The organism is Atopobacter sp. AH10, assembly GCF_003664595.1.
GTDB lineage: Bacteria > Bacillota > Bacilli > Lactobacillales > Aerococcaceae > Atopobacter.
In genome coordinates this window covers 15,781-38,218 of sequence record NZ_QXPZ01000023.1, presented here as the reverse complement: position 1 = coordinate 38,218, position 22,438 = coordinate 15,781, and the positions used below count along the sequence as shown (strand labels likewise).

Annotated in this window: 33 protein-coding genes; 24 read left to right on the top strand and 9 right to left on the bottom strand. The window is 39.7% G+C overall.

What is annotated here, in order from left to right; all coding sequences use genetic code 11:
* Position 1: 1 nt before the first annotated feature.
* From D3H64_RS06015 to D3H64_RS10230, 13 genes are all read left to right on the top strand, one after another.
* On the top strand, positions 2–181 hold the full coding sequence (locus tag D3H64_RS06015; RefSeq protein WP_121565373.1) for a hypothetical protein: 180 nt from the start codon (positions 2–4) through the stop codon (positions 179–181).
* A gap of 30 nt (positions 182–211) precedes the next feature.
* On the top strand, positions 212–1,399 hold the full coding sequence (locus D3H64_RS06010; protein WP_121565372.1) for a collagen-like protein: 1,188 nt from the start codon (positions 212–214) through the stop codon (positions 1,397–1,399).
* 3 nt (positions 1,400–1,402) lie between these two features.
* Positions 1,403–1,756, top strand: a complete 354-nt coding sequence (locus tag D3H64_RS06005; RefSeq protein ID WP_121565371.1) for a hypothetical protein — start codon at positions 1,403–1,405, stop codon at positions 1,754–1,756.
* Between the two features lie 112 nt (positions 1,757–1,868).
* Entirely contained in the window at positions 1,869–2,255 is a 387-nt protein-coding gene (locus D3H64_RS06000) for a hypothetical protein (protein ID WP_121565370.1), read from the top strand.
* A gap of 107 nt (positions 2,256–2,362) precedes the next feature.
* Entirely contained in the window at positions 2,363–2,641 is a 279-nt protein-coding gene (locus D3H64_RS05995; RefSeq protein ID WP_121565369.1) for a type II toxin-antitoxin system RelB/DinJ family antitoxin, read from the top strand.
* Positions 2,631–2,906: a type II toxin-antitoxin system YafQ family toxin gene (locus D3H64_RS05990; protein WP_121565368.1), complete on the top strand. Its 276-nt coding sequence runs from the start codon at positions 2,631–2,633 to the stop codon at positions 2,904–2,906. The genes D3H64_RS05995 and D3H64_RS05990 overlap by 11 nt, the downstream gene beginning before the upstream one ends.
* 50 nt (positions 2,907–2,956) lie before the next feature.
* Positions 2,957–3,373, top strand: a complete 417-nt coding sequence (locus D3H64_RS05985) for a hypothetical protein (RefSeq protein WP_121565367.1) — start codon at positions 2,957–2,959, stop codon at positions 3,371–3,373.
* Positions 3,348–3,479, top strand: coding sequence for a hypothetical protein (locus D3H64_RS10515; RefSeq protein ID WP_255421001.1), 132 nt, complete (start codon positions 3,348–3,350; stop codon positions 3,477–3,479). Before D3H64_RS05985 ends, D3H64_RS10515 begins: the two co-directional genes overlap by 26 nt.
* An 80-nt stretch (positions 3,480–3,559) precedes the next feature.
* Positions 3,560–3,994: a phage holin family protein gene (locus D3H64_RS05980; protein WP_121565366.1), complete on the top strand. Its 435-nt coding sequence runs from the start codon at positions 3,560–3,562 to the stop codon at positions 3,992–3,994.
* Positions 3,995–4,115: 121 nt separating this feature from the next.
* A complete protein-coding gene (locus D3H64_RS05975) occupies positions 4,116–4,307 on the top strand; it encodes a type II toxin-antitoxin system HicA family toxin (protein WP_121565365.1) in 192 nt (63 codons plus the stop codon).
* A 27-nt stretch (positions 4,308–4,334) separates the two neighbouring features.
* Positions 4,335–4,724 carry a type II toxin-antitoxin system HicB family antitoxin gene (locus tag D3H64_RS05970; RefSeq protein ID WP_121565364.1) on the top strand — a complete coding sequence of 130 codons (390 nt, stop codon included), beginning with the start codon at positions 4,335–4,337 and terminating at the stop codon, positions 4,722–4,724.
* 77 nt (positions 4,725–4,801) lie between these two features.
* The gene (locus D3H64_RS05965) at positions 4,802–5,566 is read left to right on the top strand and encodes a peptidoglycan amidohydrolase family protein (protein ID WP_121565363.1); all 765 of its coding nucleotides are present in this window, start codon (positions 4,802–4,804) and stop codon (positions 5,564–5,566) included.
* Positions 5,566–5,814, top strand: a complete 249-nt coding sequence (locus D3H64_RS10230; RefSeq protein ID WP_158589240.1) for a hypothetical protein — start codon at positions 5,566–5,568, stop codon at positions 5,812–5,814. The genes D3H64_RS05965 and D3H64_RS10230 overlap by 1 nt, the downstream gene beginning before the upstream one ends.
* A gap of 398 nt (positions 5,815–6,212) precedes the next feature.
* Here the strand turns inward: D3H64_RS10230 and D3H64_RS10225 are convergent, their stop codons facing one another.
* From D3H64_RS10225 to D3H64_RS05950, 4 genes are all read right to left on the bottom strand, one after another.
* Positions 6,213–6,353: a hypothetical protein gene (locus D3H64_RS10225; protein WP_158589239.1), complete on the bottom strand. Its 141-nt coding sequence runs from the start codon at positions 6,351–6,353 to the stop codon at positions 6,213–6,215.
* A gap of 146 nt (positions 6,354–6,499) precedes the next feature.
* Positions 6,500–6,694: a hypothetical protein gene (locus D3H64_RS05955; RefSeq protein WP_121565361.1), complete on the bottom strand. Its 195-nt coding sequence runs from the start codon at positions 6,692–6,694 to the stop codon at positions 6,500–6,502.
* Between the two features lie 163 nt (positions 6,695–6,857).
* Positions 6,858–6,983, bottom strand: a complete 126-nt coding sequence (locus tag D3H64_RS10510; protein ID WP_255421000.1) for a hypothetical protein — start codon at positions 6,981–6,983, stop codon at positions 6,858–6,860.
* 152 nt (positions 6,984–7,135) lie between these two features.
* The gene (locus D3H64_RS05950) at positions 7,136–7,327 is read right to left on the bottom strand and encodes a hypothetical protein (protein WP_121565360.1); all 192 of its coding nucleotides are present in this window, start codon (positions 7,325–7,327) and stop codon (positions 7,136–7,138) included.
* Between the two features lie 572 nt (positions 7,328–7,899).
* Between D3H64_RS05950 and D3H64_RS05945 the strand changes: the two genes are divergently transcribed.
* Positions 7,900–8,700: a head morphogenesis protein gene (locus D3H64_RS05945; protein WP_147429897.1), complete on the top strand. Its 801-nt coding sequence runs from the start codon at positions 7,900–7,902 to the stop codon at positions 8,698–8,700.
* A 4-nt stretch (positions 8,701–8,704) separates the two neighbouring features.
* On the top strand, positions 8,705–8,830 hold the full coding sequence (locus tag D3H64_RS10505; protein WP_255420998.1) for a hypothetical protein: 126 nt from the start codon (positions 8,705–8,707) through the stop codon (positions 8,828–8,830).
* Positions 8,831–9,453: 623 nt separating this feature from the next.
* On the opposite strand, the gene D3H64_RS05940 is transcribed toward D3H64_RS10505, so the two are convergent.
* The 5 genes from D3H64_RS05940 to D3H64_RS05920 form a co-directional block, all read right to left on the bottom strand.
* The gene (locus D3H64_RS05940; protein ID WP_121565358.1) at positions 9,454–9,978 is read right to left on the bottom strand and encodes a GNAT family N-acetyltransferase; all 525 of its coding nucleotides are present in this window, start codon (positions 9,976–9,978) and stop codon (positions 9,454–9,456) included.
* A gap of 83 nt (positions 9,979–10,061) precedes the next feature.
* Positions 10,062–11,006 (bottom strand): hexose kinase, encoded by a 945-nt coding sequence (locus tag D3H64_RS05935; RefSeq protein WP_121565357.1) that lies wholly within the window; start codon positions 11,004–11,006, stop codon positions 10,062–10,064.
* A 184-nt stretch (positions 11,007–11,190) separates the two neighbouring features.
* On the bottom strand, positions 11,191–12,108 hold the full coding sequence (locus D3H64_RS05930) for a type I phosphomannose isomerase catalytic subunit (protein ID WP_121565356.1): 918 nt from the start codon (positions 12,106–12,108) through the stop codon (positions 11,191–11,193).
* An 81-nt stretch (positions 12,109–12,189) separates the two neighbouring features.
* Entirely contained in the window at positions 12,190–13,536 is a 1,347-nt protein-coding gene (locus D3H64_RS05925; RefSeq protein WP_121565355.1) for an HD domain-containing protein, read from the bottom strand.
* Positions 13,537–13,555: 19 nt separating this feature from the next.
* Positions 13,556–14,362: a protein--protein lipoyl transferase gene (locus D3H64_RS05920; protein WP_121565354.1), complete on the bottom strand. Its 807-nt coding sequence runs from the start codon at positions 14,360–14,362 to the stop codon at positions 13,556–13,558.
* 176 nt (positions 14,363–14,538) lie between these two features.
* Here D3H64_RS05920 and D3H64_RS05915 point away from each other — a divergent pair, with 176 nt between their 5' ends.
* From D3H64_RS05915 to tsaB, 9 genes are all read left to right on the top strand, one after another.
* Complete coding sequence (locus D3H64_RS05915) at positions 14,539–14,955, top strand: hypothetical protein (RefSeq protein WP_121565353.1); 417 nt, start codon at positions 14,539–14,541, stop codon at positions 14,953–14,955.
* A 129-nt stretch (positions 14,956–15,084) separates the two neighbouring features.
* Positions 15,085–15,588 carry a hypothetical protein gene (locus D3H64_RS05910; RefSeq protein ID WP_121565352.1) on the top strand — a complete coding sequence of 168 codons (504 nt, stop codon included), beginning with the start codon at positions 15,085–15,087 and terminating at the stop codon, positions 15,586–15,588.
* The gene (locus D3H64_RS05905) at positions 15,588–16,889 is read left to right on the top strand and encodes an efflux RND transporter periplasmic adaptor subunit (RefSeq protein WP_121565351.1); all 1,302 of its coding nucleotides are present in this window, start codon (positions 15,588–15,590) and stop codon (positions 16,887–16,889) included. Before D3H64_RS05910 ends, D3H64_RS05905 begins: the two co-directional genes overlap by 1 nt.
* A gap of 10 nt (positions 16,890–16,899) precedes the next feature.
* Positions 16,900–17,580, top strand: a complete 681-nt coding sequence (locus D3H64_RS05900; RefSeq protein ID WP_121565350.1) for an ABC transporter ATP-binding protein — start codon at positions 16,900–16,902, stop codon at positions 17,578–17,580.
* Positions 17,580–18,806: an ABC transporter permease gene (locus D3H64_RS05895; RefSeq protein WP_121565349.1), complete on the top strand. Its 1,227-nt coding sequence runs from the start codon at positions 17,580–17,582 to the stop codon at positions 18,804–18,806. Before D3H64_RS05900 ends, D3H64_RS05895 begins: the two co-directional genes overlap by 1 nt.
* 224 nt (positions 18,807–19,030) lie before the next feature.
* Positions 19,031–19,519, top strand: a complete 489-nt coding sequence (locus D3H64_RS05890; protein WP_121565348.1) for a prolyl-tRNA synthetase associated domain-containing protein — start codon at positions 19,031–19,033, stop codon at positions 19,517–19,519.
* 184 nt (positions 19,520–19,703) lie between these two features.
* The gene (locus D3H64_RS05885) at positions 19,704–19,901 is read left to right on the top strand and encodes a CsbD family protein (protein WP_121565347.1); all 198 of its coding nucleotides are present in this window, start codon (positions 19,704–19,706) and stop codon (positions 19,899–19,901) included.
* A 188-nt stretch (positions 19,902–20,089) separates the two neighbouring features.
* Positions 20,090–21,532 (top strand): proline--tRNA ligase, encoded by a 1,443-nt coding sequence (proS, locus tag D3H64_RS05880; protein ID WP_121565346.1) that lies wholly within the window; start codon positions 20,090–20,092, stop codon positions 21,530–21,532.
* Positions 21,533–21,680: 148 nt separating this feature from the next.
* The gene (tsaB, locus tag D3H64_RS05875) at positions 21,681–22,388 is read left to right on the top strand and encodes a tRNA (adenosine(37)-N6)-threonylcarbamoyltransferase complex dimerization subunit type 1 TsaB (RefSeq protein ID WP_121565345.1); all 708 of its coding nucleotides are present in this window, start codon (positions 21,681–21,683) and stop codon (positions 22,386–22,388) included.
* Positions 22,389–22,438 lie beyond the last annotated feature (50 nt).

Here is a 22,438-nt window from a genome sequence, read left to right as displayed (position 1 = left end):
GATGGAAAATTTAACAGCACAAGAGTTAGCGATGACTAGAACCTTAAGAAAGCAATCTTTAGAAATCGCTGCTCTTACCTATGAAAATGAGCAGTTGAAAATTGCGCTCGAAATGATAAGAGGGGGCGATGATGAAAATGATAAAAACGACAAACGGAAGATGGACCGATCGAAAAAATAATTATCTAGCTTGTATAAAGGTGGTGTAGCAATGCAAATACTGGATCTCATCGACTTAAACAGGGGGAATACCTTAAAACAAGGCGATAAAACAGTTTTGAAATATCAACTAGTAGATGAAGAAGGGAATACTACTAATAAGAATGGTCAGTCCGCTAAGGTGTTTCTGACACAAGGTAATGATATTTACTATGAATCAACCTCAACTGTCGGGAGCAACAATACAGTTGCCTTCTCAATCGATAAAGTTCTACCGATTGGAGCATATTTATTGCATATCAAAGTAGATGATCAAGTCTATCCATCATTTAATCATAACCGTTTTAGAATTACTGAAAGTCCGCTTGGCCTAGAGACAAACGTTATTCAGGTTGTGGGTGTGGATGCTGTTGCAAAAATGGCTGCTGATAAAGTTGATATCGGTGAAGTAGCTCATACGGTTGTAGAGCGCTACACCGAGCGTTTAACAGGCCCCCAAGGTCCTAAAGGTGATCAAGGGCCAAGAGGTTTTGATGGTAGAGTGAGCTTTGATAAGCTGACTGAAGGTCAGAAAGAAAGCTTACGAGGTGAGCAAGGTGTACAGGGAGTTACTGGGGAACGGGGACCTAAGGGGGATCGTGGTTTGCAGGGGGAACGAGGACTCCAAGGCCCCCAAGGGCCAAAAGGGGATCAAGGCCCTCAAGGGCTTCAAGGTGTGCAAGGACTTAAAGGTGACCGTGGCGCTGTTGGTCCACAGGGGGAGCGTGGGCTTGCTGGCCCAATTGGGCCACAGGGTCCAAAGGGAGAACAAGGGGCAAAAGGTGATAGAGGAGCAACTGGATTACAAGGGCCAACAGGTCTGCAAGGCCCTCGTGGTGCAGATGGCCGATCAATTACTATTTCGAGTACAAGTAAAGATAGCCAAGGCAATACGGTAGTTAATTTTTCGGATGGAAAATCAATTACCGTCAGCAAGGGAGAACGCGGCGCTACTGGTCCGCAAGGTCCGAGAGGAGCCACAGGAGCACAAGGCCCAAAAGGAGATACGGGTGCTAAAGGAGCTAAGGGAGATCAAGGTCCTCGTGGCTATCAAGGTATCCAAGGTCCACGTGGGGTCGCTGGTACAGGTATTGTCAACCAACGCACGGGGTCGGAGATGAAATATTGGTGTGGAAGTGAAACAGATTATGATCGTATTAGTAGCAAAGACCCGAATACGATTTATGATGTGTGGGAGTAGGATATGAGAGAGCAAATAACAATTGGAAGCGAAGAGATCATTGCAAGGTATATCGGTTCGCTTAAGGTGTGGGAACCAAGTCGCTTTATTATAGAAATACTTAATTACGATCTTGATACAATTGATGATACGATATATCTAACGAATGATTTAGAAAGATTAAGAGGTAAGAAGATAACTAAAATAGAAATCGACAATGGACCAACATTTTATTCCCAGCATATTGAGGGAGTTGATTATTATGGTAATTCGATAAAACTCAAAAACAAAATTATTGATCTAAATGGTTTTGGTTATAATGGGGAATACGAAAAAATCGCAGTAGCCTACAACAATGTCAAAATATTCTACAGATAGAGGGTGTAATTAAATTATGCTTGCAACAAAACGCAAACCACCTCATAAATTCGGGGGGTATTTACAATTTAATTTCTAGTCAAATTTATACCAGTTCGGATGTGGTGCAAGCATGAAACGAGCTGGTATTTATGTTGGCGGAAAAGAGATCGTGGAGAGATATATTGGAGATAAGTTGGTTTATGCAAAGATCAAGAAGCTGACTTTAAAATTAGAAAGAACAACTTTAAGCCCGTATGCGAATGAAATCAAAACAAATTCCGTTGTAATCCCGTCGGAAATCAAAAAAATATTTAAAGTAGAAATAGAGGGGTACCCTAGTTATGAGGGAGAAGTAAAGCCGTATCAATATTTTTCCGCTAAAACTCCTCAATGGCAGTACTGGGATAACCAATGGCATTTGTACGGGATTACTTTCCCGAAAGACTTGAACGAAATTTATCACTTGAACGGCAACTTCATGAGAACAGGCGAAACAGTAACTATTCACTATATCTAGAAAGGAGCGTGATTCCATGTGCAAATAATTTAACTAATATCATCGTTGAAAATGTGTTTACGTTGTAATCACAAACTGATATAATAACTTTATCAGGAGGGATTACTATGGCGACAAAACAAGCAAATATTAATATTCGTGTTGATCAAGAACTGAAAGATGAAGCGGCAGAAATATTCAGTAAAATGGGAATGGACATGACCACAGCTATTACGATCTTTTTAAAACAGACTGTTACAGACTATCGCTTACCATTTATACCTAGTGTTTATAGAGAGCCTAATGATGAAACTTTAGCAGCAATGAAAGAAGCTGAGCGTGGTGAGGTATATGGACCATATGATTCGGTAGAGGCATTGTTTGAGGCGCTTGAGAATGAAGATTAATTTTTCAAATCGTTTTAAGCGCGATTATCAAAAATATAAAAAGAAGCATTTTGATATGAATAAATTATCGATGGTATTTAAACATATTCAAAATGATGAGTTTGAAGTTTTGATAAACAGATACAGATTACATCAATTAAAAGGGAATTGGATCGGTCACTACGAATTACACGTTGATAACGATTGGCTTTTGATTTATGTAACTGAAGATAGTATATGTACATTAATTCGACTAGGTTCACACGATGAATTATTTAAAGGTTAGCACTCGCTAGCCTTTTTATTATGTCTAGAAATAGAAAAAGGAGAGAGATTATGAATTACGAAATTTTAAATACGCCGTTCTATAAACAAGCGATCAATGCTACGGAAGTGCAAATTTATTGTAATGCCCCTTATACCGTCATTACACGGGACATCGTGGGTAACGTGTGCGATAAGCCAAGCGAAGAGCTAATTAAGTTAGTGATCGATCAAGTAGCGGCAGAGTACGACCCTACTGACAAAATCAATCGATTAGATCAAACTTTACTTAAAGCGGACAAAGCAATCGAGAGAATGAAAGAGGAGTCTAAGATAACACAAGGCGCAATCATTGAATTGATGAATCAAGTGCTGCCATTCTTGCACAAGGCAAAAGAAGAGGTGACCGAACATGCGCCATCTAATCCTACTGCTAACAATGATGAGAAAGGGGGTGAGACAGTTGATGGTAATGCTACTGGCAATTAATATCGTGGCGGGACGTTATGAGTATAAGAACGTCCTACCATTCATGAAGAAAGATGTCGCTGAGCAACTGCGCTTGATGGATGCCGAAAACTTAATCAAGGAGTAATGCAATTTGTAGTTACACTGGCAATCGTCCTTACGCTTGTAGGGGCGGTTGCTTATTTAATACGAGAAATGAGGTAATCAATGATTGAAATGACAACGGAAATTCTATTTGAACACTTACAGCATTTAGTTAGAAGCCCTTTGATGCATGGGCTGATTATTGCTATGGTGTTCGATATTCTAACGGGGTACGCAAAAGCCTTTAAGTTAAAACGGTTCGATAGCAAGGTTGGTACGAACGGTATTATCCGCCATATCCTAGTTCTTATGATGGTGTTCATTGTCGGGACATACTCAAGAGCGCTAGGCCATGTCGGGGTTAGTGTTGGGACGTGTACTTTTTTCTTGACCAACTATCTTATTTCCGTGGCTGAAAACTGGGAAGCGTTGGGACTACCGTTCCCGCCACAACTCAAACCTTTCTTTAATCAGATGCGCAAAAATTCAGATGCCGTCTTAGCCAAAGAATTAAAAGTAGATATGTTGAAAGTTGAAGATGACGAAGGGGGCGATTAATGTCTTTACAGTATAATGGGGCAACTTTACCCGATGACATTTTAAACATTCTAGTTAAAGAATAACCCTTCTTGACGCACGTATAAAAAATACGTATAATAAAAATGTAAGGAGGAATGACATGTCAAAAACCAAGCCTTACAGAGATGTTGTTAAGCGTATGAAGAAAGAAGGGTGGATTTTAGATCACACTAACGGTTCACACGAAATTTATTTAAAAAATGGATTGATGTGTCCTGTAAAGTGTACTAAGAAAGATATTCCTTCAGGTACCTTGACAAAAATCGAGAGAATAACAGGGCTGAAGTTTTAGCCCTATTATCTGAATAAGGAGGATACAATGGAAAAAATTATATATCCATGCCTAATTTCAGAAGATGATGGGGTATATTATGTTGATTTCCCAGATTTTGAATCTTGCTTCACTGATGGAGATACATTTGAAGAAGCAGTAATTAACGCTAAAGATGTTCTTGAAGCAACTTTATTTAGTTTAGCTAAAAATGGGCGAAAATTTCCAAAAGCTTCTCTAGAAATAACGTCTGATGAAAGCAAAAAAGTTATTTATGTAGATATTTGGTTAAAACCGATAATGGACAGAGCAAACAATCAATCCATCAAAAAGACATTAACCATTCCAAAGTGGCTTAATGATATTGCTGAGAAACAATCAGTCAATTTCTCAAGTATTTTACAAACCGCTTTAAAAGAGGAATTAGGGATCAAATAGTTTTATACCATTTCAATAGCATGAGAGTCGTTCAAATCGAACGGCTCTTTATTTTTACAGAAAAAGGAGAAATAAAAATGGCAGTAGATATTGAAAAAGCAATTAATCACATGAATTGGCTAAAGAGCCGTGGAGTACGCTACTCTATGAATGGCTCACGAATTGGGACTGACGGGACAGCAGACTGTTCTGGCGCTATCTATTCCGCCTTGCGTCAAGGTGGGGCAAGTAATGCGGGCTGGATTCTTAACACTGATTCTATGCATGCATGGCTGGAGCAAAACGGATTCAAATGCATTGCAACCAATTCGACTTGGGAAGCCAAGCGGGGCGACGTGGTTATCTTTGGTAAACGTGGGGCGAGTGGTGGAGCAGCTGGACATGTGGTGATGTTCATCAACCATGATCAGATTATCCATTGCAATTATGCAAGAAACGGGGTAACGATCGATAACGAAGCCAGCACTTGCCCGTACTCTATGGGTTGGTATGTGTACCGCTACCAAGGGTCTAAGCCTGCTCCTCAACCACAAGCACAAGCCAAGCCAGAGCCTAAAAACGTGCAAAAGGTAAGCGGTACAATCAAAATTGCTAAGAATGCGACTCACTGGCTAACCCGTGAAAAGATCTCACCAAACGTTCTAGGTAAGACTTACACTTATGATGCTATCTGTGATTGCAATATTAGTGTGTCTAAAAAGGCTTACCGCTTGAAAGAGGGTGGCGGTTACCTAGGCTGGCTATTAGAACAAGACATTGAGAAGCCTCTACCACCAGCCAAGTCTACTGATGATCGGGAAATTACTATTGATGGCAAGAAGTATGTTGTAAAGGACGCCTAATGAAAAATAACAACGAATTTGAATTAACATTATCTGTTATAACAGGTTTCGCTATTGTAGCGATGGTTTGCTTTTTGCTCATGATAGACGCAAAGAAAGCGCAAGAGAAGGCAGATCAAAGGCTTTTCGAATCTTATCAAATGATCGAAAAATTGGAAGCGGAAAATCAACGCTTGCAATTGAAAGAGCTTGAAAGAGAATATCCAGCCGAACACAACGAAGCCAACAATACGGACAATTTAGACTAAAATTAAAAGGGGGGGTAACCGTTATGGCTACCCCCTTTTTTGTGTAAGGGAATCCCCCTTCAATTGGAGGGGCTTTTTTTATGCTTGATGCGTAATTGTATAATTTTTCAGCAACATCTAAGGTCATATTTTTTAAATCACTTTGGCCTTTTCTATATCGATCGATCATCTGTTGTCTAACGCCAGTGTCTTTTTGGATACGATAACTTGTGATTTCGCTTTTCAATAGGTTTTCTATAACAGCATATACATCTTGGAACATTTTAATCATCCTTCTTTACTTTAACCCACAATAGTGCTAACAAAGTGAAAGCTATTAGATAAACCATTGCTATTCCTCCTTATTAAAGATACAATAAGGGTAAGAGGGGATAACGCCCCTCAACCCTAGTGCGGTTCTATTTCTCTTGGTCGGAGTCTTTAGAATCGCTCTTTTTCTTTAGCTCCTTGTAGGTAAGATACGCTACAATCGCTGTAATCAGCTCTGGGACTGTTTCGATAACTTTTTCAGCTATCCTAAGCCAGTCAGCTTTTTCCACTTTATCACCTCCTTCACTATCTATAGTATACACTTTATAGTGTGTAATGTCAAGGGAGATTGGGAACTTTTTTTCTGAATTTAAAATCACATCATGCAAGGGGTAGCCATAACGGTTACCCCCTTTTTGTGTAAGGAAACCTCTCCTTAACTGGAGGGGCTTTTTTTATTTATTGATTTTGCATAGTTGTATAGCTTTTCAATTGTCCCAAACTTTGCATTATCAATAGAAGACTTTCCATTGCGCAAGTCGTTGACGGTCATATAAGGGACGTTGGCTTCTTTAGATATTTTATAAGCAGATAGGTCACTCTTTAATAAAGCTTCTACAGATTTTCTCATTATGTTTACCCCCAAATTAAATAAATAATGTTCACTATGGCTAAACTCACCCAAAAGACGATTCTGACATTTCGTTTTCGCTCATTGGTTAGTTTCATTTGTAATATTTACCTCTTTCTTTTATAATGAAAGGGAAGGAAGGTCAACTTCCCTTTTGGCTAATTTATTTAAGTAGTAACTTAACTAAGCTGGCAATTCCAGAAACTATTGAAACTAACTTGGCGGTGAGTTCGATAGTTTCTTTTGTTTTTTGTTTCTTTCGTTGTCTTTGCATTGTTCTAGTTATCATATCACGCTTCCTTTCTTGACCTTCTATCTATATTACAACGGCTAACCGTTATAAAGTCAAGAGGAAATCTAGTTATATAAAAAGGGGTAGCCATTATAGACGCCCCTTTTTTATAGATATAGCGTAGTTGTAAAGTTTTTCTGACACCTCTCCTAATCAGAGGGTTTTTTTTCAGTATGATAGTAACTTACTATTTTTTCTGCTATATAAAGTTTCATGTTATCAATATTGCTACCGTTACGGTAACGATCAATGGTTTGGACGGGAACTCCGATTGCTTTAGCAATTGAGTAGCTAGTTTGGTCTGAATTCAAAACAGACGCAATTATTTCTGTGTAGGTCATAATGAACCCCCTATCTGAAAATGGTTAATAAGATATCGATTGCTTGTAAAACAATTAATACTACTAATAGTTCTTTGAGTGTTACTTTTTCTTTTTTCATGATATAATGCAAGTAAGAAAAGGGCTGAGCTGGTTGCCCAGCCCTAAGTTTTATAGGAGCTTGTCGATTATTTCAACTAACGTTTTGATTATTTCAAGCATTGCGACTGCTTTTAATAATTTAGTTAGCTTGATTTCGTCTTCAAGCTTCTTTCTTTGTTTCCTACTCACATATGTTCACCTCCTATTTTTATTGAGGTATCTCGCAACCTCTGATTATATTATACAGCGAGTGTTGCATAAAGCCAACCCTTTTAGTTAAATTGTTTTAGATGTTTTTAGTTCCGTAACTTGGCGCACTCATTTTGCACACATTTTGCACGCATGGCGATTAAGAGTTGATACAGTGCGCTTATTGAATCCGGCAAGTGGCTCTAGGTGTTGTTTAAAGATCGTTATAGAAAATCTTTAAATCGGATACCTTAAAGAAAAATGTTTCTTTTCACCACAAGTTAGGCTTAGCACCTAAAATTGTGCGTAAACTAGGCGCACGGACGGGAAAGAAGAGATCCCATAGTCAGTGTGAATTCTGTAGAGAGCGGGTCGGAACTTACGATTATGACAAGGACACCATCGATAAAGACATCTTCAGACGTCACGCCAATTGTCACTGTACATTGACCTACTATCCAGGAAATGGGAAAAAGCAGGATGCATGGTCGAAAGTATGGAGTGATGTGGATAAAGATGGTAAGATAGAGGAGAGGAAGAATGAGGCGCTTAATTTAGCGATGGCTAAAAAGCGTGGCAAAAAGATTTATATTACAGACCAAGCTATAGAAAAGGTGCCTTTTGTTGAAATTCCAGGCTATTCCCAAGAGGAGAACAAACGGATACAGGAAGCTCATAAAGTTTTATTAAGAGATGCTCAACAAAACAACCAATCTAACGAAGTCATGCATATAACGACGGAAGGAAAGCCTGTTGTGGTGTATGGAGACCAGGTGTCGGTGGATATCAACAAATCAGTTCAAGCAAGGTATCTGATCAATAGTTCACCAGATAGAAGCTTGACGATATTGCATAATCATCCAGGTGGGTCTAGTTTTTCGGCAAACGACGTTCAAACTTTTATGTCTCATGATTCTGTCAAAACTTTAACTATTGTTACTAATCAAGGAAAGGTCATGTATTTAACTAAAACAGATAGATTTGATAAAAACTCTGCTCGGGATTTATCAAGAGATGTTTCGCTAGATAAAGATATGGATAAGTATCTTGTAAGTGTAATTAAAGCGATGTATAATGCGGGGGTCAGATATATACTGAGGTGAAACAATGGAAAATAATTTAATGCTAGATGGACCAGAAATGACTCCAGAAGAATTTTATGAATGTATTAAGCGTTGGGGAGAAGATACTGAAGAGTTGCCCAATGTAAAATCTAAACAAAACGAAGACTAAGCACTCACTCAATCGAGGGGTGCTATTTTTATGCAGATTTTTGTGTGGTCAGATTTAGTCCGAAAAAGTCCGCAATAAATTCAGACCATTTGAGAGAAAGAAGACGATTAAAAAAGGAGAGATGGCATGACACGATTAGGTAATCCAAGGCCTACAAGGTCTGTCATTTTGCCATATGAAACGAGTAAATTTCAGGAAGCCATTGATTTCCCTGACTTTTACACTAAAAAATAAAAAAGCGAGTATAGATGTTGATTTAACAACGTTTGTACTCGCTTTATATTTTCCCTGCTGTATATATTAATCGGAATTTTCGTTTTTTAAGTATGTGAGATCTTGTCAATGGAGTATAGAGCCTAAATTCCCCAAAAATTTATCCAATATTCAAGTGAACAAATTTTGGGGGAATTTAGGCTAGAGAGGCAATCTAGAAATAAGGACGGTCTAGGGATTGAATGAAGGGCAATCTTTTCAATTGAGGGGTGCAGGTATCCTTTATCATCCCTGAATTCTCCGGCTCATAAGCAGGGGAAAGGAGAGATAACTTATGGGATATTAAGGCTAACATCTCATTAATTTGTTTATACCTGTGCCATAGCTTCTTACAAAGTACAAGCAGATGTTTAGAGTAAGGGCAGTTCATATGCTAGGCGATGGCCGTCTGGGTTAGCTGATACATATATAATTCCTCTAAAGCAGAAGCCAACCGAATGAATATTTTTTTGCATACCTTTGTTTAGGATATGTGTATCAATTCGCATATAGGGGATTTTGTCTTTCTTGGCTAATTGGATGAGTTCTTTTAGAAAAACTGAAGATAATTTTTTTCCTCGGTAATTAGGAGAAATGGTCAAGCGATGAATGCTAGCATAGGGAGCTTCGTTGTCAAACCAAGACCCGTCATAAATCTTTTCATAGGAGGGTTCAGGGCCTTCAAGCAAGGCGGCTGTTCCTGCAATTTTGCCATCTACGAGTAATAAATAAGAGGCTTTTTGGCAGATGTCTTGAGCTAATCGTTCTTCTGTAGGGTGACCATCTTGCCATTGTGGAGATCCTTGTTCTTTTAATAGACTACGACCTTGTTGGATTAAATCTATAATAGAAGGAAGGTCTTCTTTTTGAGCGAGTCGGATGCTGTAATGTGACATAAAAACTCCTTTCCTTGAAAAAACAAAGGTCGTCACTTGTGAAAGTAGCGACCTTTTAAACTTAATAGAGATGATTTGCCTGATTAAAGTTTTTCGACTATCACTTTTTCGTAATAACTATCGAAAAGCGCTGGGTTAATGCAACCTGTTGCTTTTTCCATAGCATTGAGCATACCTGTTGTCATGGCAGTTTTTACAATTGCTTCGATTAAAGCGTCTTGAGCTGTTGCAACAGCCAGACCAGCAACGGTTGAGTCACCAGAACCTACTGGGTTAACAACATCTAAATGTGGAATGCTTACTTTGTAGAATTGACCGTCATAGCGGACAAAGGCTCCGTCCTTTCCTAAAGAAACAAGTATGAGAGGAATTCCTTTATAGAGGTCTTTGGAAAGAATGTCTTTTAAGATTTTGAGATCTCGTGTGCTAGGGATGCCTTCGATGGCGCAAAGTTCCTCGTCGTTTGGTTTGATGGCGAAAGGTTTCACCTCACCATTTAAAATGGCATCCAAGGGCTTACCTGAAACATCTAGAATGGTTGGAATAGCGAATTTATTGGCCAATTGGATGATTTGTTTATAGTAATCGTTGGCTAAACCTTTTGGTAGACTCCCTGAAATAGTAACAATATTAATAGATTGTTCATTGAAAATTTTTTCAATATGGGTGAGGAAACCCTGTGCTTCTTGTTCGCTGATTTCAGGACCGGCTTCAAGGATTTCCGTTTGCTGACCATCATCATGCAAGATAGCGATACAATTGCGTGTTTCGCCAGCGATAGGGAAGAAATCTGGAGTCACATAATCCAAATGGAGCAATTGCTCATTGATCCATTCCCCTAATTTCCCACCAAGGAAACCTGTAGCAATAACTGGGTGCTTGAGTTGGGCTGCTACTCGAGTCACATTTAAACCTTTGCCCCCAGGAGTTTTACTAGTAGCAAGAGGACGGTTTGTCGTATTGATCTTGAGATGTTCTAAAGGGTAAGAAATATCAATAGATGGATTTAATGTAATAGATAAAATCATATTGTGTTCTCCTTATTCGTTAATGAGGGATGAGTAGAGGCTACTATACCCGATAATGGAATAATTAAGACATCATCTGTATTATAACGATATCCTATACCAATAAATAGTGGGGGAAGGTGAAAAAAACCACAGGCAGGAAGTCCGAAGAGTCGAGAGATTAAATGATTAAGGCAAAGGGAGTCTATTTAGCTGTGCTGAGCATCAATTGTAGATCTCCCTCAATCTGGTAGGATGTAACACCGTTAGGGAGAATGAGGTGGCTAGTATTTGTGAGCGGGTAAATCTTGTCATTGATGAGCAAGCGTCCTTCCCCTTCAAAAATATCTAGCAGGCTGTAGGGAGCACTAGCTTCTAAGTTTGCTTTGCCTTTTAGCTCTAAGTGGCGAACGATAAAGTAGTCATTCTCCAGTAAGGTTGTTAATTGGCCATGAGCAAGCTTTTCTATTTTAGGCGTGTAAGGGATGACTTCATGAGGAACACGTGTAACATCTATAGCTTGTTTGAGGTGGAGTTCACGCTTCATACCGGTATCTTTGTTCACACGATCGTAATCGTAGAGACGATAAGTGGTGTCGCTACTTTGTTGGATTTCAAGGGCAACCAAGCCGGCCTTAAGGGCATGAATAGTACCTGTTGGGACATTAACAAAATCTCCTTTTTTTACTGGAAGGCTAGCCAGTAGTTCACAGAAGCGCCCTTCATTTAATAATTGGGCGAATTCTTTCTTCGTTTGCGCATGATGCCCATAAACGATAGAGGCATTAGGAATCGCATCTAAAATATACCAGCATTCGTTTTTACCGTATTCACCTTCATGGGCTAAAGCATAGGCGTTATCTGGGTGGACTTGGACAGAAAGATCTTGGTCAACATAGAGGACTTTTACTAACAGTGGGAAAGCTTTGCTAGTATCTACACCAAATATTTCTGGATGTTCTTCCCACACTTGGGTCAATGTTAGACCTTTGAAAGTTCCTTCTGCTACAATAGAAGGACCGTTTTTATGGGCGGAAATGACCCAGTCTTCATGCCCCCAAATTTTTGGGGAAAAGTGGGCGTGTAAAAAGAGAGGTTCTTGATAAGCTGTTGCTTGTGTCATAATAAAATCTCCTTTAGAATAGATAGTCCTTAACGAATAACTTGTTGCATAATGCAGTTTACTGTCGCTTTTTTGGCATAGTTAATGGGACAATTGCTGAATGAGCTGTTGAAACTCTGCGATAAGGTCATTAAAGAGGCTGACAGAATTTGTCTCAGGGTAAAGGATTTCTCTTGGAAAATAGAAACGGTTATCTCCACGAGCCTTTCCTGTGATGGCGTGAACAACTTCTGATACTAGAGAGAGCTCGATGAATTGACCGTCTGAACGAAGTAATTCAATTTCCGTTCTATTCTTTTTCTGGCCTGGCCGGTAAAAGTCATAAGGCAAGTCATAGCTTGAATTGAGGGCGGTGTAATAGTTAGTATCGTAGCCGAGTTCTTTAATTATTTGGGTTAGTCTGTCTATTTTGTCTTGGTCTTTTTCCTGATCAAAGGCTACAGATTTAAAAGGTTTTCGACTAAGGAAGCGACCTGCTAGATCGCTGAGGATAGGATCTTCTTCCTCTAGCCAATGGGTGAAGTAAGTGCTGAGGACACCATCATCTAACTTAAGATAGTCTTCCAAGCTCCAATCTCCTGTAAAGAAAGGGGCGAGTAGGCTTGCAGAGTGATGAAGGGGATGAGAAGGATGACCATAGTCGTATTTAGCTCGTTTGAGTAAGTGGTTTAATAGAACCTCTACTCCTCTTGAAACGGGGTGAAAATAGACTTGCATATACATTTGATAACGGCTCAAAACGTAATCTTCTACAGCATGCATGCCAGATAGGTGAAAAGCAATTCCGTTTTTCTTAGGTAACATGACGCGTAAAATTCGGGATAAATCGAATCTGCCATAATTGACGCCAGTGTAGTAAGCATCTCGCAAGAGATAATCCATTCGATCGGCATCGATTTGACTAGAGATCAGTTGAACTAACTGTTTATTAGGATGCGTTTTTTGGATAATAGAAGCGACGGCTTTGGGGAAATCTGGATGGACTCGAGCCAAGACCTGATGAACTTCTGTTTCTTCTGAAAGGATTAGGGCGACTGTGATGTCTTCGTGGTTGGTTTGAAAGATCTTTTCAAAGGCGTGGGAGAAAGGCCCATGACCTAAGTCGTGTAAAAGGGCAGCGCAGAGGACTAGTATCCGATTGCGGTCGTCCCATAGGCCATCGCCTTCTTTTTGGCTAGGATAGTTGCGTTTGAAATGGTCGCAGATCCGTCTAGCTATTTCGTATACCCCTACACAATGACCAAAACGAGAATGTTCTGCCCCGTGGAAGGTATAAAGGGAAGTACCTGTTTGTTTAATGCGGCGGAGACGTTGAAATTCTCGGCAATTAATAATGTCCAATATCAATTGATGTTGGATATGAATATGGTCGTGGATAGGATCACGAAAGACTTTTTCCTGTTTGAGGGTTGGACTATAGAAATACATAAGTAACCTCCTTTAAACATCAAATTTTGCTTCCTTTTTGGCGCCTTGAAATTTTTTGCCAATTTTTATATAAACGGTCTGGATCTAACCAGTCCATCTGACCTTCTTGAAGTGGCCAACGATGGCTAATTAGGCTGATGAGTTGATCAATGGCTTGTTCTCTCGTGATGGTTAGACCGAGTAAGTTTTCTATGCTGGTCATACTAGAAGGGTCAATTGCTGGGTAAGTCCCTTTTATGGGCTCATTGCCTTGGCCGATTGTATAGAAATTTCTCATCAATTGGCCTCTCTCCTCTTGCTTGCCAGAAAGGCTGAGATAAATCATTATACCAACAGCGTGTGACAAACGGCGTTGAGCTAAACCAGCAATTTTTTTCCCATTAACAGTGAGATCGTAACTTCCTGGGCAATAAGAATCAGGGACTTCTTGGTGGGTGACTTCTAATCGGTAAGGGGCTAGCCAAGAACGGATAAGGTCTAGCATGATCTCGTAGGCGCCATCGATGGAAATCTTTTGATGAGGATTAGCTAGGAGTAAAGAAAAATTCAATACGCCTGGGTCGTCTACTACACCTAAACCTCCTGCAGTACGCACAACTGGAGGATACCCAGCTTTTTCTAAGGATAAGATAGCGTCTTCAAAATAAGGCAAACGCTTATCCATGGCGCCTAAAATAACCCGCTTGTGACTAGGCCAAAAGTGACATGCGCCGGAATCTTGTCGCTGACTGATATAGTGGAGTAGTGTATCATCGAGAACGAATGGGGCAAGTCCCTCCCTTTGCCAGTCATTTGGGTAGGAAAAGAGGTAAAAATGCTTTAGCATGTGGATCTCCTTGTTAACATGAGAAAATAGTCTATATGAGACTTCAAAAACGTTTTATGCAAAGTATAGACTTATCCGTCTTTGGACGGATGTTTTTTACAGATCTTTGTGTTTACATTATATCAGAGTTTTGTTAGAATGGAGATGAGAGTGAAGACGATTAAAGGAGAAAAAACATGTTACAATATACCTTTATTAAAGGAACACAGAACTTATCTTCATTAAAACGATTAAGAATAGCAGGATTAACTGGAATTTTTTTAGCTGGAACTGTCTTTAGTATAGACTTATGGCTAGGATTCCCCTTAGTACCTGCCTTTGTTTTTAATCCTTTGATTGCTGTGATGGGAGCAGGGCTCGGTTATTGGTTTTTCTTTTTGACCTTAAATGAATTGGCTGAAACGAAGACGGTGTGGTGGAAAAGTTTCTGCTTCGCCTTTATGGGCTTGGGCTTTGCACGTTTGTTACGTCTGTCGCAGTTGGCTTTCATTATAGGGGGAGGGGCGATTTTCTTAGCAATCTTTAGTTATGCCCTTTATTATAGAGCGAGTCTTCGCCTGTTAGAAAAAGAATCCCAGAAGCCATTGGAGTAGTTTGAGTTGGAATTTGTTGCTGTGACTATTACTGGTTCAGAAGGGTTCCTGAAAAAATCTGAAGAAAAGAGGAAGGCTTATGTTAGATGATCTAGAAAAAATAAATTAAAGAAAGTGAAGAACTTTTCTTTGCTCTTACTGATTATTCAAGTATTGGCTTTTTTGAATCGAAGTTTTAGTTTGATCAAGCGTTTAACTGGAAAGCTAGTCAGTACAAAAGCTGGCGCATTGACTATTAATTTATCTGCTCAAAAAACACCTTTTGCGATAGGAATGACTTTCTTTATTTTGTTAGCCCTATTAGCTTTAGGCGTTTTATATTGGCATAATTACCGCTTAGCTAAGGAAGAAGAATTGCCAGAGAAATTTGTATTTGAAGCTAATGCAGTATATTTGCTATTAGTGACTTTGTTTGATGTGGTAATTGCTCGTAGAATGATGCCTAGTCTACCGCTGATGGTTACTATAGGGACTAGTGGAGTGAGTTTTGGCTTGTATTTGGCCATGATTGCCTATCCTTATTGGCTGTTACGGCAATTAAAACGAAGCCATCGAGAAATGGATGAAGAAGAAAGAATTTTTAATCAAGGGATGTTTAAGAAGATCAGGTTGAAAGTGGGGAGAAAAGGTTAATGGCGGATACAGTTAAAATTGCAAAAATGGCTTTAATAGGCATAGGAAGCCTGGCGACACTTACTTTAGCTGGGAATGTAGCTTTTGGCTTTGGTGGAAAGTTAGGTCAAGAAGCTGAATCTAGTAAGACGGATAGAATCTATACCATAGTTGAACAAGCGCCATTAACCGCAAATGGGAAAATAAGCTCTAATGTTGATAAGGGGTATTTTGCCAATAATGAAAAGGGGCAAGTGGCTAGAATTTATGTGCAAAATGGCCAATATGTAAAAAAAGGTGATCCGCTGTTTGAATATGTGGATAGCAGTAATCAAACAAAAGATGCAGTGGCGGATTTGTTGGAGGAACAAACCAATCTCTACAATCAGAGAATTCGTTTGATTCGCCAACGGAAAAAGTTAACAGGGAAAGATTATAACTATGCTGGTTACCCTTTGGACGCAAACTATGTCTATGGTAAAGGCGATACAGGGGCTAATGGAGTAGCGGATATAGAGAATGAAACGGTTGATGAGCCGACTGATACAATAAGCGCAGGGGAAAATGATAATAGTTCTTCTGGCAGTCAAGTAGCTACTGGTAAGATAGACTATTCGATCCCTTCAACTGGGGATCCAGCAATCGACCAAGTGAACTCTGCCATTAAGGAAGTAGAGAAGAAACTCTTGCGTGCGAAGAGAGATCAAAAGCCGATTGTTTATGCTGACTACGATGGTTTTGTTTATGTGAATGAAGAAGGCGTTTATAATAGCCAAGTCCCCCTAGTTCGTTTAGTAGCTAAAGAATTAGTCATCAATTCTTCTATTAGTGAATATGACTATGCTCGCTTGAAACGCGATAAAAAGGTGAAAATTTACGTCAAGGCAGAAGATAGGACTGTTAAAGGGCATGTATCAGCTGTTGATGAACTGCCGAATAATATGGCCACTGCTAATTCTGGGGCAAGTCAAAGCTCAGGAGATGCAGGAAAATCAGCTGGGCAAAATTCTAGTGCTATTGATGCGACTACTTACGGTTTCCAAGTTGTTCCGGATAAGAAAGTGCATATTGGCTATTCAGTCAGTCTGGAAATCCCTGTTGATGGATATGATGTTCCAGCTACAGCTTTTAAGAAAAAATCTGGTCAATACTATGTGATGAAAATTGTTAATGGCAAGGTTAAGCAAGAAAAGGTAAGCGTAGAAAAAAGAGGGATCAATCTAGTGGTTATGTCTGGTTTGAAAAAGGGTGATCGTATCTTAACGGATGCTCATTCTGCAAAAGACGGTGATCAAATCGATGACGCTTCCCAAGCAAAGTGAGGGAAGGCCAATGATTCATCTAACAAATATCAATAAATTTTATCAAACGGGTGAAACAAGTTTACAAGTCCTGCAGGATATTAACCTAAGAATTGAATCTGGGGAATTTGTCACCGTCATGGGGCCTTCTGGGTCAGGGAAATCGACTTTGATTAATGTCTTGGGCTTTTTAGACCGTAAATTTGAAGGGGCATATGTTTTTGATAATGAATTAGTTAAAGCGAAAACGGATGATGCATTAGCCAAAATTCGCAATAAGACAGTAGGTTTTGTCTTTCAAGATTTTAATTTGATCAATACTTTAAATGTTGCTGACAATGTGCGTGTGCCACTCTTGTATGCGGGTATGCTTCCTTCTCAAACACATGATCGGGTAAAAGAAGTCCTGACTCGAGTCGGTCTAGCTGATCGGATGGATCATTACCCGAATCAACTTTCTGGTGGGCAAAAACAACGTGTTGCTATAGCTCGGGCTATTGTGAATCGACCACGTTTTATTATAGCTGATGAACCAACTGGGGCCTTGGACTCCAAAACATCAGCTAAGATTATGGATCTTTTGCGAGAGCTTAATGAAGAAGATCAAGTGACCATCATTATGGTAACGCACGACCCATCCTTGGAGCGCTTTGCCACCCATAGTATTAAAATAAAGGACGGACAGGTTCTGAAAGATGAGGTGCTAGGTTAATGAATACAGGCGTCTTATTAACAGAAGCTTTAAGCTCTCTAAGGAAAAATGCTAGAAGATCAATTTTGACCATGCTAGGGATTATTATTGGGATTGCTGCCGTTATTACAATTATTAGTCTGGGGAAGGGATTCCAACGTCAAGCGGTTCAATCATTGACGAATAATAAAACAGGAGCTGTGCCTATACAATTTTATTTCACACCAACTTCACCAACGTTGGATATGAGCAAGCTTTCGCCATTTTCAGAAGGGGATTTTTCTGCTATCGAAAAAATCAAGGGGGTAGAAAAAGCTGAATTTAAAAAGCCTAATGATGATGGTCAATTCTACCAAAATATAGAAGGGCGTAATGCTAACAAAGAAGGGGTTATTTCAAGAGTCGAGGAATTTGATCAAAGCCAAGTGGTAGAAGGGCGCTCATTGACCAATACAGATAATGAAGCTTATAGAAGAGTGGCTCTGATATCAACGGAGTTAGCGGAAAAAATGTATGGTTCCTCTTCAAATAGTTTGAATCATGCGGTGGCCATTGGAGACGTGCAATTTACTATTGTGGGAACCTTCCGTCATAAGGATCAAAGTATCAGTATTAGTTTTAGTGATAAAAAGCCTGATGCTAATACTGGGGATGCCATTATCCCAGACCGATCCTACTTCCGTTATTACCCTCAAGATAATAATCGCTTGAACTTGACCGTTTATGTCAAGAAAAGCTATGATTCCAAAACAGTAGCTGACGATGTGCAAACCTATTTAAATGCACAAGGATCCTGCCGGCAATTAGGGAAGTATGAGTATTTTGATATGTCTGAAGTGATGAATGAGATTGGCAAAACCTTGGATATGGCAACCTACTTCGTATCGGCAGTTGCCGGGATTTCTCTTCTTATTGCTGGTGTTGGGGTAATGAATATGATGTATATTTCTGTTTCTGAGCGGACTAAAGAAATAGGGATTCGTCGGGCTTTAGGAGCGACAGCTAGCGATATTCAAAAGCAATTCTTGATTGAAGGGATTGTACTGACTTTTATCGGAGGAGTAATTGGCTATATCTTAGGCGTCTTATGTGCTTATCTCATCAGTCTAGCTCTTCCTTTCAATATCTATCTCGACTTTTTCAGTATCAGTCTAGCAATAGGTGTATCAGTGCTTATTGGGATAGCATTTAGCGTTTTCCCCGCCAAAAGTGCTGCAGCTAAGAACGTTATTGATATTCTTCGGTAGAAAGTTAGTTGTATATTTTATAATCATTAGAAAGAGGATCGCTTCCTAGAAACTGTCTAGGGGGCGATTTTTCTTGAGAAAGTGAAAAAGTCGGGAGTGATTGTTAGGCATAAGGCGGAACTTTTTAGTCCTATTAGTCCTTTTAGTGCTTTTAGTGTAATATAAGGGTGCTAGTTTAAAAAATGGATTCGCAGTAAAAGTGGAAAGCTATAGGAGGTAATGGAATGGGCGATTTCCAACAAGTAAAAGATAGGTTAGAGGAATTGGGGATGACCTATCACATTGTTGAACATGAAGCGGCTCTAACGACAGAACAAGCTGATAGCTTTATCGAGGGCATGGAAGGTGTGCGGACCAAGTCGATGTTCCTGACCAATAAGAAAAAAACGGCTTTTTATTTGTTGGTGATGGATGATAGCAAACGCATGGATATGGAGAAAGTATGCGAGATTGTGGGGGAGAAGCGCCTTAAAATGGCCAGTTCAGCTAGTTTAGAGGAACAGATGCAAACGAAGCCGGGAGTGGTTTCCCCTTTTGGCTTGATGAATAATGAAGGGAAAAATATCCACGTTTATTTCGATCGGGAAATTTTACTGGAGAAGATTCAGACTTTCCACCCAAATGACAATACGAAGACAATTTTTCTTAAGACGGAAGATGTTCTTTCTTTTGTGAAGAGCATAGGTTTTGACTACCATATTGTTGATTTGTAGGAAGGGGATTTTCCATTACACTGCTGTGGCTGCCCTAGAGCTGGTTATAAAATAAATGACTAAGTAAAATGTTTTATCGATAAGAGAATATTGTAGAACAAATAGGCCAATATGAGCATATTGTTTGTTATAGAAGTTCACTCTTTGTATACTAAAGATAGAAAGACTTGAAAGGAGCGATTCTATGACAGAATTGAAAGAAAAAGCAGAAGGTTTGAAAGATAAGCTCGTTCTAAAAGTCAAAGAAGAATATGACAAGTTATCAAAAGAAGATAAGAAAAAACTTGAAGGTAAAGTAGAACAAGTTGAAGGGAAACTGGAAGAAGTCGGTGGCAAGTTAAAAGAAAAAGCCAGTGATCTATTGGATAAAATTAAAAAATAAGCCAGTTTAAACTCTTATATGTATTGAAAAGGGACTCTTTAGGGGGAATCCCTTTTTTCTTTTATAGGGTATTTGCCCTTGAGATAGCCTTTTTGAGCTTGTTTCAGTTTGGAAAATGCATTAAAATAGCCAATGTAAATATGAATTACTATGATTGACTTAATTAATTAACAGAGGAGAATTAAAGTATGGTTGATGTGACACAGAGGGAAGATTTTTCCAGATGGTATATTCAAACGATTAAACAGGCGGACTTGATGGATTATTCGCCGGTTCGTGGATGTATGATCTTCAAACCAGATGGCTATGAAATGTGGGAGCATATCCAAGAAGAATTCAATAAACGTTTCAAAGAAGAAGGAATTCGGAATGCTTATTTCCCAATGCTGATCCCAGAATCTTTCTTTACCAAGGAAAAAGAACACGTTGAAGGTTTTAGTCCAGAATTGCCATGGGTTACTGAAGCGGCTGGTGAACAATTAGAAGAGCGTTTGGCCTTGCGTCCAACATCAGAAACTATGATTGGGACAGCTTTTAGTGAGTGGATTCAATCCTATCGTGATCTGCCTTATGAAATTAATCAATGGGCCAATGTCTTCCGTTGGGAAAAGAAAACTTTACCTTTCTTGCGGACGTCTGAATTTTTGTGGCAAGAAGGGCATACGGCTCATGCGACAGCTGAAGAAGCTCAAGCAAGAACCAAACGTATGCTAGAAGTATACAAAGAAGTCGTAGAAGGTATCTTAGCTATTCCAGTAATTGATGGGGAAAAAACACCGAGTGAACGCTTTGCAGGCGCTGTGCGTACTTATTGTATCGAAGCGATGATGAAGGATGGGAAGGCTGTACAAGCTGGGACTAGCCATTATTTAGGGCAAAAATTTGCTAAAGCTTTTGATATTCGCTTCTTGAATGAAAATAATGAACACGTCTATTGTGAAACGACTTCTTGGGGGGTATCTACCCGCTTGATCGGCTCTTTGATCATGGTTCATGGGGATGACCAAGGCCTTGTTTTACCGCCAACTGTTGCGGCTAAACAAGTAGTGATTGTGCCAGTTGGTCCATGGAAGAAGAAACCTGAAATATTGGAAGAAATACGTCGGGTAGAAAGCAAGTTGAAAGCGCAGGGTATTCGCGTCTTAGTCGATGATACAGATAACTCTCCAGGTTTCAAATTTAATGAATGGGAAGTGCGTGGGGTGCCATTGCGCTTAGAATTCGGCCCACGTGATTTACAAGCAGGTCATATGATGGCTAAATGGCGTGATCAAGAGGATAAGGAAGCAGTTGCTCTAGAGAATATTGAAGAATATATTTTAGAGGGTATGCCAGCTATGAATAAACGCCTCTTGGAAAAAGCAAGGGAAGTTTTCAAGGCCAATGCCTATACGCATATTGATACGCTAGACCAATTAAAGGCCCATATCGAAGAAAAACGTGCAGCTAATGAAGTAGCAGGATGGGCTTTAGTGGGTTGGGACGGCACAGATGAAAGTGAAGCGAAAATTAAAGAAGAAACAGGCTTCACTATTCGGAATATCCCATTCAACCCACCAGTGAAGAAGGAAGTTGACATCGTTAGTGGCAAGCCTGCTAAAGAAACTGTTTGGATTGCGAGAGCTTATTAAGCTTTGAGTTAAAATCCTGTAAGAGGGGTATTTTTGGATAAGTAACGTTTGAAGTAAATTATATTGAATGAAGCAATTCTTTCACCCCGCTTGTTAGTTTAAACAGGTGGGGTGGAGGTGTATCAGGCACTAATTAAGGAGGTGGATCATGGATTTAGCCATTGAATCATCGAATAAGACGATGAGTGTAGCTCTTGTTGACGAAGGCTGCGTTTTAAGTGAGTTGACGACGACAGGACAAATGCAACATGCTGTTTCCCTTATGCCGGCTATTGAACAAGTTATGACCTTTGCTAAACTTTCGCCAAAGGATTTAACAGCTATTGTTATTGCTAAAGGGCCAGGTTCTTATACGGGAATTCGAATTGGTGGGACAACAGCAAAAGTACTGGCGAAAAGCTTATCCGTTCCTTTGTATCCTGTGTCCAGTTTAGCGGCTTTAGCTAAGAATGCCCCAAGTGATTGGACTGGCTTATTAGTCCCTTACATGGATGCAAGGCGTCAGGCTGTCTTTACAGGAGCCTATCGCTATTGTAATGGGCGTTTAGTAGAAGTGATTGGAGATCATTACACACCAGTTGATAAGTGGGTTGAGCAACTTTCTAGTTTAGAGGAAGAAGTTTATTTAATTGGCGAAGGAGCTAAGCAAGTGGAATGGCCAAGTGAATGGAGGCAACATCCCGTAAATGATGCTTATCCTAAAGCTCACTATCTTGTCGAATTAAAAGAGGCATCAGTAGAAGCCGATCTCTTTGAACCCTCGTATTTAAAACGTGTGGAAGCTGAAGAAAATTGGCAAGCAGCTCATCCGGAACAAGAGGATAAAGATCCTTTGGAATATGTGCGCTATGTCTAGTAAGGATCCCTTTGCAGGCGTTAGAGAAATGTGGAAGAAATGGAAAGAGG

What these genes read in the sequence shown, in the direction of transcription:
- D3H64_RS06015 (WP_121565373.1), top strand. Translation starts at nt 2, where the DNA reads ATGGAAAATTTAACAGCACAAGAGTTAGCGATGACTAGAACCTTAAGA.
- D3H64_RS06010 (WP_121565372.1), top strand. Translation starts at nt 212, where the DNA reads ATGCAAATACTGGATCTCATCGACTTAAACAGGGGGAATACCTTAAAA.
- D3H64_RS06005 (WP_121565371.1), top strand. Translation starts at nt 1,403, where the DNA reads ATGAGAGAGCAAATAACAATTGGAAGCGAAGAGATCATTGCAAGGTAT.
- D3H64_RS06000 (WP_121565370.1), top strand. Translation starts at nt 1,869, where the DNA reads ATGAAACGAGCTGGTATTTATGTTGGCGGAAAAGAGATCGTGGAGAGA.
- D3H64_RS05995 (WP_121565369.1), top strand. Translation starts at nt 2,363, where the DNA reads ATGGCGACAAAACAAGCAAATATTAATATTCGTGTTGATCAAGAACTG.
- D3H64_RS05990 (WP_121565368.1), top strand. Translation starts at nt 2,631, where the DNA reads ATGAAGATTAATTTTTCAAATCGTTTTAAGCGCGATTATCAAAAATAT.
- D3H64_RS05985 (WP_121565367.1), top strand. Translation starts at nt 2,957, where the DNA reads ATGAATTACGAAATTTTAAATACGCCGTTCTATAAACAAGCGATCAAT.
- D3H64_RS05980 (WP_121565366.1), top strand. Translation starts at nt 3,560, where the DNA reads ATGATTGAAATGACAACGGAAATTCTATTTGAACACTTACAGCATTTA.
- D3H64_RS05975 (WP_121565365.1), top strand. Translation starts at nt 4,116, where the DNA reads ATGTCAAAAACCAAGCCTTACAGAGATGTTGTTAAGCGTATGAAGAAA.
- D3H64_RS05970 (WP_121565364.1), top strand. Translation starts at nt 4,335, where the DNA reads ATGGAAAAAATTATATATCCATGCCTAATTTCAGAAGATGATGGGGTA.
- D3H64_RS05965 (WP_121565363.1), top strand. Translation starts at nt 4,802, where the DNA reads ATGGCAGTAGATATTGAAAAAGCAATTAATCACATGAATTGGCTAAAG.
- D3H64_RS10230 (WP_158589240.1), top strand. Translation starts at nt 5,566, where the DNA reads ATGAAAAATAACAACGAATTTGAATTAACATTATCTGTTATAACAGGT.
- D3H64_RS05955 (WP_121565361.1), bottom strand. Translation starts at nt 6,694, where the DNA reads ATGAGAAAATCTGTAGAAGCTTTATTAAAGAGTGACCTATCTGCTTAT.
- D3H64_RS10510 (WP_255421000.1), bottom strand. Translation starts at nt 6,983, where the DNA reads ATGATAACTAGAACAATGCAAAGACAACGAAAGAAACAAAAAACAAAA.
- D3H64_RS05950 (WP_121565360.1), bottom strand. Translation starts at nt 7,327, where the DNA reads ATGACCTACACAGAAATAATTGCGTCTGTTTTGAATTCAGACCAAACT.
- D3H64_RS10505 (WP_255420998.1), top strand. Translation starts at nt 8,705, where the DNA reads ATGGAAAATAATTTAATGCTAGATGGACCAGAAATGACTCCAGAAGAA.
- D3H64_RS05940 (WP_121565358.1), bottom strand. Translation starts at nt 9,978, where the DNA reads ATGTCACATTACAGCATCCGACTCGCTCAAAAAGAAGACCTTCCTTCT.
- D3H64_RS05935 (WP_121565357.1), bottom strand. Translation starts at nt 11,006, where the DNA reads ATGATTTTATCTATTACATTAAATCCATCTATTGATATTTCTTACCCT.
- D3H64_RS05930 (WP_121565356.1), bottom strand. Translation starts at nt 12,108, where the DNA reads ATGACACAAGCAACAGCTTATCAAGAACCTCTCTTTTTACACGCCCAC.
- D3H64_RS05925 (WP_121565355.1), bottom strand. Translation starts at nt 13,536, where the DNA reads ATGTATTTCTATAGTCCAACCCTCAAACAGGAAAAAGTCTTTCGTGAT.
- D3H64_RS05920 (WP_121565354.1), bottom strand. Translation starts at nt 14,362, where the DNA reads ATGCTAAAGCATTTTTACCTCTTTTCCTACCCAAATGACTGGCAAAGG.
- D3H64_RS05915 (WP_121565353.1), top strand. Translation starts at nt 14,539, where the DNA reads ATGTTACAATATACCTTTATTAAAGGAACACAGAACTTATCTTCATTA.
- D3H64_RS05905 (WP_121565351.1), top strand. Translation starts at nt 15,588, where the DNA reads ATGGCGGATACAGTTAAAATTGCAAAAATGGCTTTAATAGGCATAGGA.
- D3H64_RS05900 (WP_121565350.1), top strand. Translation starts at nt 16,900, where the DNA reads ATGATTCATCTAACAAATATCAATAAATTTTATCAAACGGGTGAAACA.
- D3H64_RS05895 (WP_121565349.1), top strand. Translation starts at nt 17,580, where the DNA reads ATGAATACAGGCGTCTTATTAACAGAAGCTTTAAGCTCTCTAAGGAAA.
- D3H64_RS05890 (WP_121565348.1), top strand. Translation starts at nt 19,031, where the DNA reads ATGGGCGATTTCCAACAAGTAAAAGATAGGTTAGAGGAATTGGGGATG.
- D3H64_RS05885 (WP_121565347.1), top strand. Translation starts at nt 19,704, where the DNA reads ATGACAGAATTGAAAGAAAAAGCAGAAGGTTTGAAAGATAAGCTCGTT.
- proS (WP_121565346.1), top strand. Translation starts at nt 20,090, where the DNA reads ATGGTTGATGTGACACAGAGGGAAGATTTTTCCAGATGGTATATTCAA.
- tsaB (WP_121565345.1), top strand. Translation starts at nt 21,681, where the DNA reads ATGGATTTAGCCATTGAATCATCGAATAAGACGATGAGTGTAGCTCTT.